The organism is Shewanella sp. ENK2 (genome assembly GCF_043568515.1).
Lineage (GTDB): Bacteria > Pseudomonadota > Gammaproteobacteria > Enterobacterales > Shewanellaceae > Shewanella > Shewanella japonica.
The window spans coordinates 240,409-254,519 of record NZ_CP171406.1 but is presented as its reverse complement, the minus strand read 5'-3'; the positions used below and the strand labels follow the sequence as shown (position 1 = coordinate 254,519).

At 39.5% G+C, this 14,111-nt stretch carries 7 protein-coding genes and 3 pseudogenes; 7 read left to right on the top strand and 3 right to left on the bottom strand.

All coding sequences use genetic code 11. The annotated features are described in order from the left end of the window. Positions 1 to 56: 56 nt before the first annotated feature. On the bottom strand, positions 57 to 4,346 hold the full coding sequence (locus ACGEDC_RS01195; RefSeq protein WP_282167722.1) for an EAL domain-containing protein: 4,290 nt from the start codon (positions 4,344 to 4,346) through the stop codon (positions 57 to 59). A gap of 275 nt (positions 4,347 to 4,621) precedes the next feature. Then, positions 4,622 to 7,416, bottom strand: a pseudogene (locus tag ACGEDC_RS01190) (insulinase family protein). A gap of 197 nt (positions 7,417 to 7,613) precedes the next feature. On the opposite strand from ACGEDC_RS01190, the gene sixA reads away from it, so the two are divergent. Next, the gene (sixA, locus tag ACGEDC_RS01185; RefSeq protein WP_055026131.1) at positions 7,614 to 8,087 is read left to right on the top strand and encodes a phosphohistidine phosphatase SixA; all 474 of its coding nucleotides are present in this window, start codon (positions 7,614 to 7,616) and stop codon (positions 8,085 to 8,087) included. Between the two features lie 93 nt (positions 8,088 to 8,180). Here the strand turns inward: sixA and smrB are convergent, their stop codons facing one another. Next, positions 8,181 to 8,705: an endonuclease SmrB gene (smrB, locus tag ACGEDC_RS01180; RefSeq protein WP_065110656.1), complete on the bottom strand. Its 525-nt coding sequence runs from the start codon at positions 8,703 to 8,705 to the stop codon at positions 8,181 to 8,183. 80 nt (positions 8,706 to 8,785) lie between these two features. On the opposite strand from smrB, the gene prmB reads away from it, so the two are divergent. From prmB to ACGEDC_RS01150, 6 genes and pseudogenes are all read left to right on the top strand, one after another. Continuing rightward, entirely contained in the window at positions 8,786 to 9,730 is a 945-nt protein-coding gene (gene prmB / locus ACGEDC_RS01175) for a 50S ribosomal protein L3 N(5)-glutamine methyltransferase (RefSeq protein WP_055026129.1), read from the top strand. Between the two features lie 38 nt (positions 9,731 to 9,768). Next, a complete protein-coding gene (aroC, locus tag ACGEDC_RS01170) occupies positions 9,769 to 10,863 on the top strand; it encodes a chorismate synthase (RefSeq protein WP_055026128.1) in 1,095 nt (364 codons plus the stop codon). Next, a pseudogene (locus ACGEDC_RS01165) lies at positions 10,864 to 12,042 on the top strand (MFS transporter). 74 nt (positions 12,043 to 12,116) lie between these two features. Next, positions 12,117 to 13,258: pseudogene (locus ACGEDC_RS01160) on the top strand (ATP-NAD kinase family protein). A 3-nt stretch (positions 13,259 to 13,261) separates the two neighbouring features. Beyond that, on the top strand, positions 13,262 to 13,537 hold the full coding sequence (locus tag ACGEDC_RS01155) for a YfcL family protein (RefSeq protein WP_394495947.1): 276 nt from the start codon (positions 13,262 to 13,264) through the stop codon (positions 13,535 to 13,537). Positions 13,538 to 13,563: 26 nt separating this feature from the next. After that, the gene (locus ACGEDC_RS01150) at positions 13,564 to 14,109 is read left to right on the top strand and encodes an RNA methyltransferase (protein WP_055026124.1); all 546 of its coding nucleotides are present in this window, start codon (positions 13,564 to 13,566) and stop codon (positions 14,107 to 14,109) included. Positions 14,110 to 14,111: the final 2 nt, after the last annotated feature.

Here is a 14,111-nt window from a genome sequence, read left to right as displayed (position 1 = left end):
ATAAAAAAGTTTTTTATTTGACGTCTGAACTGCTAGTTGCACTTGTTGTGCCAATGTCAACTTTGTAGTGCTTTTAATTCCTGTTTATCGAAATTGATATTGAGTAATTCAGTAAAATCTTTTTCTGGAACAGGTTTACTGAATATGTAGCCTTGTATCTCTTCACACTTTAGTGCTTTGAGTATATTGAGTTGGGCATCGTCCTCGACACCTTCACCAACGACTGATAGCCCCATGTTATGAGCAATGGTAATAATACTGTCGACCATTTTAAGATCTCGATCTGATTTACTAATATCATCGACAAATGACTTGTCAATTTTTAGACAGTGGATCGGGAATCGTTTTAAATAAGACAAAGAGGAATAACCAGTACCAAAATCATCAAGTGCCAAGGTCACGCCCATTTTAGAAAGTTGATTCATGACTTTGATAGCATTTTCAGGGTTTTTGATAATGGTGCTTTCAGTGATCTCTAGCTCTAAATGACAAGCGGGTAATTTAGTTAGCTGTAATACTGTTGAAATGCGTTGTTGCAGATCTGGTAGGGCAAACTGCCTAGAAGATAGATTAATTGCGACACGGCCTGTGAAGATGCCTTGTTCACGCCATTTTTGAGCTGCAAAGCAGGCTTTTCTGAGCACTAAGTCACCAATCTCAACAATCAACCCATTTTCTTCTGCTAATGGAATAAATTCGTTGGGAGAGATAACGCCAAAGTCTGGGTGAACTAAGCGAACCAGTGCTTCCATTCCAACAAGGTTATCATTTTTCAAATCGACCTTGGGTTGATAGTAAACCTCAAATAGGTCTTCTTTTAAGCCTTCGCGAATGAGATTTTCAACTTCTAACTGACGAAGTGCATTTTGGTTTAAAGACTCTGAGTAAAACTGATAACGATTGCCGCCGCCAGATTTCGCGTGGTACATCGCAATATCGGCTTTTCTTAATAGTGCTTGCTCATTTTGCTCATCTTCTGGATACAGCACAATACCAATACTGAGGCCAACAACTAAGGACTCTCTATCAATTTTAAATTCTTCTTTTAATGAATCTATTATTCTTGATGCTATAGCAGCACAAGAGCCGATATCAGGGTTTTGATCAACTAATATTGCAAATTCATCACCACCAAGTCGATAAAGACTAACGTGCTTAGGAACATTGTTTTGAATACGCTTGGCGACATCAACTAACAACTCATCACCGATCTGATGCCCTAACGAGTCGTTTATTCGCTTAAAGTTATCCAAATCTAAAACCATTAACGTGTGATGGATATCTTTCTTAACCAAATTATTCAGTGTAACTTGCAGGCTTGAACGATTTGGCAACCCAGTTAGTAAGTCACTATTGGTTAATTTACGTAGCTCTTCTTCCTGTTGTTTACGACGAGTAATATCAGAGAACACTCCAACATAATGAGTTGTTTCACCTTGCTCGTTATAAATCGCATCAACGGTAAGCTCCATTAAGAAGTGACTACCGTCTCCTCTATCTGCTTCTAATTCATTACTCCAGCAACCTTGCTGGGACAATGAGGCGTGCACTTGATTAGAGTATGATTCTGGGTAACGACCGAAGGTAAATAGCTGGCCTATAAACTCTTCTCGAGGCTGTGCTGTTAATACACAACAGGCATCGTTAACTTCGACAAAACGGTACTTTTCATCAAGAATAAACATGCCTTCGGAGATGTTTTCAATGGCTCGCTCAAATAAACGTAATTGTTCTTCGGTTTGTTTTAAATTATTGATGTTTTTAATCGTACCTGTCATTCGAACAGGGTTTTCTTTGTGGTCTCTTTCAACAATCTTGGCTCTATCAAGAATCCACATCCATAAATCTTCGCGACTTTTAACTCGGTAAGTGACTTCGAAGTGATCTGTAAGCCCTTTGAAGTGATCATTTAACGCAGTTTTGACGCGATGTTGATCAAGAGGGTGGATATTACTTTCTTCACCGGGTTTGCCTGAGCGTCGACCATCTTGCGGAAACTCAAGCGTTCCCCAAATGTTAGAGCGGTAGATTTCGCCCGTTTCAATATCCCAATCCCACATTTCATCGCCGCTTCCCCACAGAGACAGTTTTAGTCGTTCTTCACTGAGAGCTATCTGCTTTTGAATTTCTCGACGACGTAAAAGAATTTTAGATACGACTAATAAAAATAGTAAAAACAGAAGTGTATAGGTTAGTTTAGCTTCAAAAGAGTAATACCACGGTGGTGTAACAGTCACTGTTATAGACTTCGTTTTACCTTGCTTACCTGAAAGTTTATTAATTGCATAAACATTAAATTGATAAACACCAGCTGATAAGTTGGTATAAGTTGCTGAGTTAATATATTGAGATGGAAGCCAGCTATCGTTTAGGCCTTGCATTTGATAGAAAAACTCAAATTCATCTAAGTCTTGACCAGGAGTTACAAAAGTAAATGTGAAAGGGTAGTCAGAATATTTTAAAGTAATATTTTCTTGTTTATTAATCGGTTGCTGCAGGATGTCCCCGCCAACTTTTTCAGAAACGTTAAATAATGAAAAATCTATTAAAGCAACATCTGTACTTCCAGAAATAAGTATTTCATTATAGATTTCATTGGGGTTAACAATACTTAGTCCCTTAGCACCACCAAATAAAGAGTAATCATCCAAACGAATTGAAGCTAGGGAGTTGTAGTCACCTTGAGCTCCATTTCTAGATGACAATTTCAAATTTTTAAAGTTTGTTTTATTTGTAATGTTGAGTTCCATTGCTGATGATGAAACTAAAAAGTTATTAAATAACTCTATTGAGTAAACTAATTTATTATGTTTGAAAATTTCTTTGAGTTGGTTTGATATTATTTCTAACTGTAATAATGAATTTCTTGTACCAAAATAAAGGTAATTCTCGTCAAATTTTAATGTTGTCACCATGCTTTCTGAGTAAATTTTTTCAGAATTCCCATTAGTTATTTTAAATAGGCCACCTTGAGTTGCGACCCATAGGGCACTATCTCTCTCAACGAGATCAAAAATTGGATAACGTTCACCCGTAGTAAGTGTTTCAATAACCTCATCACCTTCAATGACGAATATTTTCCCATTGATTGTAGAGGCATAGAGTTTAGTTTTATCTTCACTTAGTTGTACATTACTTATATGACGCTCAAGTATCTTGCTAGTTTCTAAGGTTTCGAGGTCAGTAATTGTTAAACCAGTTATATTACCAGTATATAAATGTTTGTTGAGAACCTTGATTGATTTTGGGCCTGAAGCATTTTTAATTGAAATAGAGTGGGAATATTGAAGTGATTTATCCAAAACTCTGATTTCAAAAGAATCAGTTGCTAAATATATATTTTCTTCAGTTTGTGTTATTGCCCAAATATTGTCTGTTATGAATTTAGAGCTTTTAATTAAGTTTCTATTACGATCAATTTTAATAACACCTAAATTCACATCAGTAATGAAAATTGAAGATTTAGTCTCTTTAATATATGGACGTTTTCTAGCTGCATCTTGCTCTATAAATCCAATTTTTTTGATCACGTTTTCAGAGTTTATTCTAACAATATCCGAGTCAATAATTGATGTTAGTTCATTTCCTGATATTGAAGGCTCAAGGTAGGTCATAATTTCATCAGAAATTTTTTCCTTCTTGTTATTAATGATACTAAACAGGCCTTCCTGAGTGGAAATAATTAATTTATCAGAAATTATACCAATATCATTAGATTCGAAGGCAACTGTTGTAAGTTGGTCTTCTTCAAGTTTAAAAACGATACCATTGTAGTTTCTAATATATAGTGATCCATTAACTTCTATTACTTTTTTGACTTCTTGTAAAACTTCACTTTGGAAGTCCCACATGGCTCGAGTTAAATCTTCATTAAGTATAATTATCTTATTATCGAGACCAACGACTAATCCTTTTGATAAGGCTGATATTGACCATATTGATTGGGTAATGGGTTGGTTATCAATAATAACAGGTTCGAATGTTTCTTTATCTCCACGGTACAATGCTAAGCCTGAATCAGTACCTACTATTAGGCGGTTATTCTTATCAATAAAGAGACTTTTTATGAATGAGCTAGGCAATTTGGAATTCAAATCTTCAGCGAAAAAGTGTTTGAAATTTGTGCCGTCAAACCTGTTTAAACCATTAACAGTCCCTAGCCAGACAAAGCCTTCTGCATCTTCTGCAATACTTGTAACTGTTACTTGAGAGAGGCCATCCTCAGTATTGTATACTTCTGTACTGAGTGTAAGGTCATAATTTGTCCCTGAATCAGCCAAAGCTAAACCCAAAAAGCTTTGGATTAAAAGAGTTGTACAAATTAACAACCGTCTTAGTAATTGCATATAAAGTATACTTTTGTCTTTTGTATTCGAGAATTATTCAAGGTAATACTCCACTTTTTCAGAAAGTTAATACTTTGTCAAAAAATCGTAAGTGTAAATAAAATAAATATTTTTTACGGTTGTACTTTTTTTATACTACGTAAGTGCTTGCTCGTTTAACTTTTACGCAATTATCACTGTTTTACTGCTAAAAATCGGTTTTTTTCGCTGTTTTATCTGTCGATTTAAATACTTTGTAAAAGTTGTAATAAAATTTAAGCTCGACAGTCGCCCCTCTAAAACTCAAATTTATTTGCTTGCGCTTTAAAACCTTTTAAGTCAGTAATTTTCGTCGCTGTAGGCAAGGGGTCAAGATGATCATGTTGTTCTCCAGCATTGAACATCACTAATCTATCGCTATGCTTGCTGCGCATATTGGTAACAATAAACTTGATGAGATCTGCTCGGGTGAACTTTTTAATCTCTTCAACGACTCTTTCCCTTTGCTTAAAGTCGTAATCTCGATTGCCCAAGCAGACCCAATAACGTTGGCTGCGACTTTTTAAGTTGGCATCTTTTTCAAGTATTTGATTGATTAAGCCAAGCTTTGTCGCTTCCCATTGCTCTTTCGTTATCTGCATCACTGCATAATTAAAGTCTGCAATAAACTCATCAATGGCTTCAAGCAGGTTTCTTGGACCTGTGGTTGGTGATTGTATGTAGAATATCATCCCTGGATGGCGATTGAGTGGCAGATATCCCGTTCCGACCATATAACCGAGTTGCTTTTCTGTACGAAGCTCATGGAAAAAAGTAGACGACATTGTGTGGTTAAGCAAACTAAATAAGCCTACTTTATGAGCAGAAGTGTCACTAGATTGGTAATAAACAATAATGGCACTGTCTTGATGTTCAACCGATAGTTCACGTAATAACGTCCCTTGCCCTGCAATATTTATTAGTTCTCTACTCGATTCTGAACTGGGTTTAGTGACAAGTGACAAGACTTGTTTTAACCGTTTAGCGAGTTGTTGGGCTTCGTTAACTAACCAGTCACCGTAAACAAGACCTTCTACGTATATTTTCTCGTAAAACGCGCTGACGTGGTTGTGAAGCTCATCGAGAGTGACGTCCTCAAGCATCTCTGCCATGCGAGCAGGCTCATAGGAACGTTTTTGTAAGGTGACCGTTAAGCTGGTAAATAATTGCGCTATCGGCTTAGCTTGTGAGGCGTTAGTCCAGCTTCTGAGTAGTTGTTTTTTAATTAGCTTAAACCGATCTTGTGTGAAGTTTCTTTCTCTAGCCTTTTCAATAACCAATGCTAGTAGTGTTTCTTGGTTACCGGTGAAACCTGTTAAGTGCAGAGTGATCCCTCCTTGGTGAGGGTAAATATTGTAATTTAGTCCTGCGACCTCAGCTTGGTAAGTGGCCTCAGTCATGTAGTCCAATACCATTTCAACATAAAGTCTGGTTAATGCTGCGTGTTTAGGTGTTGGGCTTGCATTTTCAGAATCTAATGACAAAAAGATATGGCCTTTGGGGACATTAAATTCATCGTCCTTTCGGTGCCAAATTCTGTATCCTGCATCTTCTGCAACCACTAGTGGTACATCACTTTCACTGTGCTCTACTCTTGATGTTGGGTTATCGACTATGAATGGATTTTTAGTGGGAAGCGTTAGCGCTTTCCTTGGGGTTACTTTTCCCCATTGTGCAATTTTTTCTGCTGGAATTTTTTCAACAGAGTAGGGAGTAAAGTACCATTGTGCTTGCTGGTTAGTGCTTACTTCTTTGGAAACTAATTGTGTTCTCATGTTGTCAGGAGATAACAATGCCAATAGCGCGAGAGTCTCGTCTGCATGCATTGCATCCATACGATAATCGCCGTATACGACGTCTTCGATATCATAGTGCTGCATATTGATGCTTAAATGACTGGCCAGATCGAGCGCCTTGATTTGTTCTTGATATTTAAATGCTGTGGCTAACAAGCTGGCTCGCTCTTGATAACGCCATGATTCAATTCCATCAGTAGTGATTAGTTTTATATATTCAAACGTGCACTCGATAATGGTATCGAGTTGTTCTAAACCTTTATCAGTGAGTTGGATACTAATGCTGTAATCTTTGAAGTTATAGCCATTGACGCCACCTCCAGCAGACAAGTTATTAGCAAAACCTTGCTCTTTTAAATATGACAACAAACTTCCAGGGCTTTCATTACCCAGTAAATGACTTATAAAAGTGAGTGGTTTACGCTTATAAAATTGCTCAATTGAGGGTAGCGCAAAACTGATGTTCAGCCTTTTCTGGTCTTTTACCGGGGAAATGTTGATATGGGTAAGGCGCTGATTATCAGTTAAATATGCGGTATCTGGATAACTGGATGTAAGGTTACGGTTTACAATGCTGGCAAAAAAATGTTGCGCATATTGTGCTTGTTGATCAAGAGAGTGTGGAGATACCAAGCATAAGGTCATGATGTTGGCGCTGTATTTAGAACGGTAAAAGTCGAGTAACTCTTGACGCACTTCTGCTTCATCGCCTGCTAAGGTTTGTAAATTCCCCACGGAGAATTTACTGAATGGATGCTGAGGATTAATAGACTCTTTTTGAACTTGATAAACCCGTCTAATGTCATCTTTTAATTTAAGACTGTATTCTGAATCTATGGCATGCCTTTCTCTGTCGACTAGTTCTAAATCAAACTTGGGTGCGATAAAAAACTGGCTGAATCTATCAAGAGATTCTTCGAAATGCTCTGCGTCGATACTGTAAAAAAGTTTGTTTGTTCTGTGCCAGTCCATGCGTTGTTTGAACCACCATGCTGATTGATGAATTGATGGTATTCACCTGAATCAGGAAATTTTTCAGTGCCTAAAAATAACATGTGCTCAAGAAAATGTGCCATACCAGGGCGTGAAACAGGATCGTCAAAGTGGCCGACAGACACGGTCATCGAAGCAGCAGCTTGGGTTGCTGTTTTATCTTCTACAAGTAAGACTTTTAATCCATTCGATAACACGACATGACGATAGTGTCGATGGTCATTTGGACTTGTTATTATGTTGTCTACAGTTTTTAATTCGATGTCTGGTTTTATGGTCAAGATGATGCTCCAGATAAGAAGGCTAGCTATATATTGATCTCGTTGCGGCTTTTTAGCAAATAACTAATGAAAATATCGACTAAAGACTAATTAAATATCCTTCATTGTTTCTTTGTGGATGAGTTATTTAAGGCTACAATTAACCTATAAACACAATAATAATGAGTAGCGAGAGAAGTATGCAGCTATTTTTAATGCGACATGGTGAAGCGGGTTTCGATGCACCGTCCGATAGAGAAAGAATGCTATCACAACTTGGTCGAACTCAATCTAACGCAATGGCGAATTGGTTAACGGAAAAAGTCAGCAGTGTGGACTTAGTTATTGTTAGCCCTTATCTACGAGCACAACAAACGTGGCAAGAGGTGGCAAAACATTTGCCTGAGCCAAACAAATGGTTAGTACTGGACGACATTACCCCTTCGGGTAGCCCGCAAATTGCCGTTGATGCGATTTTGGCTTATGCTGAACATTACCAAGCAAAAAAAGTGTTAGTTATCGCTCACATGCCTATTTTAGGTTATATGGTTAGCGAGCTAGTTGCTGGTATGGAACCGCCCATTTTTGCGACTTCAGCGATAGCATCTATTGAGCGTAATGAGCATGGTGGTCACTTTGATTTAATGCAAACACCTGCGCAAATGAGTGCTTAAACTGAGTTATCATAAATAATGGCAGCGACCGTTGCCATTTTTGTTACATGCCGTCACTAATGTTTGCACAGCCAATCTTTCAGATTCGTTTGATTACCCTTTGGTATTGTCATCAATATCCACTAAGACCAATAATGCTGCGTCTGCTCCCCATTCTTTAGGTGCTTGATGAAAGGCGCTGACTTTAGGATGTTGAGCCAACCACATCGGCAGTTGTTGTTTTAAAATACCCGAGCCATAACCATGCATAACACAACAGCAAAGCACGCGCTGTTTGACACAAGCTTGCAATAATGCAGCTAGTTCAAGTTTGGCTTCTGCTTGGCGCATACCATGTAAGTCTAGTAGCAGGTCCGGTTGATAATCTCCACGTCTTAAACGCTTGAGCTCAATTTTATCCACGTTGTCGTTTAGCCAACGCATTGGACCTTCAACAGGCAAAATAGGTTGATAATTATCCGAAAAGTAACTGTCAGCATAAACCTGCTGTTCTTTTACTTCGACTTGTTGTTTGGATTTGACCGACTGTTTAAAATGATGTTTGTCTTGATTTAACGGCTTAATACCGCCAAATTGCTCTGAAAACAGTGCAAAGTCGGGATTATTTTCTTTATTCATGGCGCTATTGTATTGAATTCTAGGTCATCTTAATAGACTTCAGTTACAATGGTCAGGAACAATTTTTCAGGAGTTATGTTTTGGATAAAATCTTTGTAGATGAAGCTGTCACCGAATTAAGAACCGTTGGCGATATGTTGCGTTGGGCTGTTAGCCGTTTTAATGATGCGAACATTTATTATGGGCACGGAACTGATAACGCGTGGGATGAAGCGATTTCTTTGGTTTTTCATGCATTACACCTTCCTGAAGAGATTGGCCAACAGGTGGTAAATTCAAATTTAACCAGTAGCGAAAAACACAAAATCGTTGAATTAATTATTCGTCGTGTTCGTGAGCGCTTACCTGTGCCATACCTAACGAATAAAGCGCGTTTTGCTGATTTAGAGTTCTATGTCGATGAACGAGTATTAGTGCCTCGTTCACCCATTGCTGAAATGATCAACAATGGCTTTAGTCCTTGGTTATACAATAAACCTGTTAATCGTGTGATGGATTTATGTACTGGAAGCGGCTGTATTGCGATAGCTTGTGCTTATGCATTTGAAGATGCTGAGGTGGATGCACTTGATATTAGTGAAGATGCCTTAGAAGTTGCGCAAATTAATATTGAATCGTTAAATGTACTTGACCGCGTATTCCCGATTCAATCAGATATTTTCTCAGCGATTCCTAAAGGGCCACAATACGATTTGATCGTATCTAATCCACCATACGTAGATGAACAAGATATTGGTGATATGCCTGATGAGTACCACCATGAGCCTGCTATTGGGTTAGCATCTGGCCGTGATGGTTTAGATTTAACTAAGCGTATTTTAGCGAACGCGGCTGACTATTTGACTCCAGATGGGTTATTAGTAGTCGAAGTGGGTAACTCAATGGTTCATTTAATTGAGCAATTCCCTGATGTTCCTTTCACTTGGGTTGAATTTGAATTTGGCGGCGATGGCGTATTTGTTCTCACCTACGACCAGCTAGTTGAAAATGAATCACTTTTCGCCATCTATAAAGATAGTGAATAATAACGATTAAATGAATTACGTTGAGGTAAGCAGATAGCATGTCAGGAAATAGCATAGGTCAGAATTTTGTCGTAACGACTTTCGGTGAAAGTCATGGTGTTGCATTAGGTTGTATTATTGATGGTTGCCCACCAGGTCTTGAATTAACTGTTGAAGACATGCAACGCGATCTAGACCGTCGTCGCCCTGGTACCTCTCGTTATACAACCGCAAGACGTGAACCTGATGAAGTGCGTATTTTGTCTGGGGTATTTGAAGACAAAACCACGGGGACATCCATTGGTTTATTGATTGAAAATACCGATCAACGTAGTCAAGATTATTCAAACATTAAAGATCTGTTCCGCCCAGGTCACGCAGATTATACCTACCAACAAAAGTATGGTTTACGTGATTACCGTGGTGGTGGGCGCTCTTCAGCCCGTGAAACAGCCATGCGGGTTGCTGCTGGTGCGGTTGCGAAAAAATACCTCAAGCAGGTTCATGGCATTGAGATTAATGGTTATATGTCGCAACTGGGCCCAATCAGTGCAGAATCGGTTGATCTTAACGAAGTAGAACAAAACGCATTCTTTTTCCCTGATGCATCAAAATTAGAGCAACTTGATGAATATATGCGTGATTTGAAAAAGTCAGGTGACTCTGTTGGGGCTAAAATCACTGTTGCAGCGACAGGTGTACCAGTAGGTTTAGGTGAGCCGGTATTCGATAGACTGGATGCCGATATAGCTCATGCTCTAATGGGGATTAATGCAGTTAAAGGCGTTGAGATTGGTGATGGTTTTGGTGTGGTAACCCAAAAAGGGTCTGAAGGACGTGATTTAATGTCACCTGCAGGGTTTGAGTCAAATCATGCTGGTGGAGTATTAGGCGGTATTTCTTCAGGTCAGCCGATAGTGGCGCATATTGCTCTTAAACCGACTTCCAGTATTTCAGTGCCGGGACAAAGCATGACTGCACAAGGCACAACTGCTGATGTTGTTACCAAAGGTCGTCATGACCCATGCGTCGGTATTCGCGCTGTGCCTATTGCTGAAGCCATGTTAGCAATTGTGTTAATGGATCATTTACTTCGTCATCGCGCTCAAAACCAAGATGTTGTTTCACAAACTCCTGTTATTGGTATGAAATAAATGCCCAAGGCTGTATCTGCTGAGCCCAACGCCCGTTGGCTCAGCGCTTGTTACTTTTTCTTTTTTCAATTCTCGGTTTAATGGTTCCATATCTCGGTGTCTTTTTTGATAACCGTGGCTTTAATGCGCAAGAAATCGGCTTTCTTATGGCGATATTGATGGGAACTCGGATTGTTGCACCTAATGTTTGGGCAATGGTTGCTGACAGAACTGGAATGCGTTCAGAGCTAGTCAAGTTTGGTTCAGCGGCAGCTGCTATCACTTATGTCAGTTTTTTCTTTGATGGCAGTTTGACTTACCTTGCCATCAGTTTGATGATTTATACTTTTTTGGAATGCAATTTTAGCTCAGCTAGAGGTGATTACATTAGAGTCGTTAGGCGATGAATCCCATCGTTACGGTGCAATTAGAAGTTGGGGAAGTGTCGGTTATATATGCTTGGTGATTGCAGCAGGATTTGCTATTGGTGAATTTGGCGCTGAGATTGTGCCAGCGCTTGGAATGGTATTATTTATCGGCATGTTTATTTGTGCCATGGCTCTGCCGAGTAATCGCGTCAAACTGTCAAGTTCAGCACCAAGACCGCCACTTAAATTATCTTCTGCAGTTGTATGGTTTCTTATTTCAGCCATTTTACTTCAAATGAGTGTCGGGCCATTTTATGGCTTTTTTGTATTGTATTTAAAACAGGCTGGTTATTCAGAGGGCGTTGCCGGTTTATTTGTTGCTTTAGGTGTTGTCGTTGAAATTTTAATGTTCATGTTGGCGCCGAGGTTATTAGGTCGATTTGGGGTTAAATTACTTCTACTAGTCAGTATCTTGTTAACGGTATTAAGATGGGTTTTGTTAGCATATGGTGTGGATAATATTGCTTTACTCTCATTGAGTCAGGCGTTGCATGCCTTTACATTTGGGTTAACCCATGCGGCCTCAATCCAGTTTATTCATCGCAATTTTGACATTGCCCACCGCAGTAAAGGCCAAGCGCTATATGCCAGTTTGAGTTTTGGTTTAGGTGGCGCAATTGGCACTTGGATAAGTGGCGTTATTTGGGGGGATGGCTCAGGCTCAACCCATACTTGGTTTTTTGCCGCAGCGTGTGCAGGATTATCACTCATTGCAGCGTTAGCGATTACTGAGCCAAAACCCATTATAAAAAGTGACAGTATTAGCCCATAGAAAGTGATGGGCAAAGGGTGACAAAGAAAGGGCTTTATCGCCCAGCTTAGATATAAATGAAAGGATTGTATGCAGTGAAGCGTTTTAGGTTAGGTTTAATTATTAACCCTTTAGCAGGTTTAGGCGGCAGTGTTGGGTTAAAGGGGTCTGATAATGTGGCAGAGCTGGCGATCTCAAGAGGGGCTGAAGCTAAAGCCGGATTGAGAATGAAGCAAGCATTAACTGTCATAAAGCCCTTTAGCGAACAAATTGATATTGTGACCGCCAGTGGTGATATGGGCGAAACTTTAGCGCTTGAATTAGGCTTTTCGGTCAAGTGTGTTCATCAGATATCACCAGGGGAAGTAATAACAACACCTCTGCAACGGATACCAAGCAAACTGTAAAAGCGTTGCAAGATGAATCACTCGACTTGTTACTGTTTGCTGGTGGCGATGGCACTGCTAGAGATATTTATTCAGTCGTTGATGACTCATTACCTGTTTTAGGCGTGCCTGCTGGAGTAAAAATCCATTCCGGTGTGTACGCAATTACCCCTAACGCTGCAGGGGTTGTCGTGAGCATGCTACTTCAAGGTGAGTTAGTGAGTTTGATGACCGCTGATGTGATGGATATTGACGAAGAAGCATTCAGAAAAGGAACGGTAAAAGCCAAACGATTTGGTGAAATGCTTGTTCCTGCAGAGCCACGATATATCCAAGCGGTAAAAATGGGCGGCAAAGAAGTCGATGAGCTTGTATTAGCTGATATCGCAGCAGATGTTATAAACCAAATGGAAGATGAGTTATATATCATCGGCAGTGGCTCCACTGTTGCAGCAGTGATGGAAGAGCTTAATTTAGATAACACCTTATTGGGTGTTGATGTTATTCATGAGCAGCAGATCGTTGCCAGTGATGTTACTGCAAACCAATTACTCGAGCTGACCCAAAATAAGCCGACGAAATTAGTGATCACCTTGATCGGTGGGCAAGGACATATTCTAGGACGGGGTAATCAGCAATTGTCTCCTGAACTGATAAAACGGATAGGAAAAGACAATATAATTATTCTTGCGACAAAAACTAAGTTAAAAGCACTTGAAGGAAGGCCATTAATTGTGGATAGTGGCGACCCAGAATTAGATAGTGCATTAAGTGGTTATTATAAAATTACCACTGGATATCATGATTACGTGATGTACCAAGTTGCCAACCCAGATTTATTGGAGAGTTAGACCATGTTAGAGAAGTATGATGCAGCATTAGAAGGGTGGATTGAAAATACGGTTGCTAATGGCGATGATGATGCCTTATTTGCCTGTGGATACCTACAAGGTCACATCGCTGTCGTCTTGTCTCAACTGGAACAGGAACAATCTACAAACATAGAGTCGCTTGACGAAAAAATGGTAGATTGCTTGGGATTGGCTGATGATGAATTAGAAACCGCTGACTTTGAACTGGTAAAATCGGCTTGGCAACAATTGCGTCAAATTATCAGTGAAATTAAATAAGCATGAAATTAAATAAGTAAAATGGCATGACTGAATCTATTCAAAAGCACAGTGCCATGATTGGCCTCGTTAACCCTAAAACGCCAGTAAATGTAGGTGGCATCATGCGCGCGGCTGGTTGTTATCAAGCTAATTCAGTTTTCTATACCGGAAATAGATATGAATTAGCGGCCCGTTCAGGTGAGGCTCAGTATGACGTTGATACTAAAAATGCAGCTAAAACCATTCCATTAACTCGCGTTGAATCATTGCTGGAACAAGTACCTGAAGACAGTAAGTTGGTCTGTGTTGATCTTGTTGTTGGCGCAACGCCATTGCCTTTATTTGAACATCCTCAAAATGCCTTTTATATTTTTGGTCCTGAGGATGGCACCATACCGCAGCAAATTATTGATGCTGCGGATGAGGTGGTTTATGTGCCAACTGTTGGTTGTATGAACCTTGCGGCCTCAGTCAATGTGTTGCTTTATGATCGTTTATCGAAAAGTGCTCAAGTGACAGCAGATGATGAACTGATCAAAGAAAGCCGAGATAACAATAATCGAACTAAAGTCAAAAAATGGTTGAAGTAACT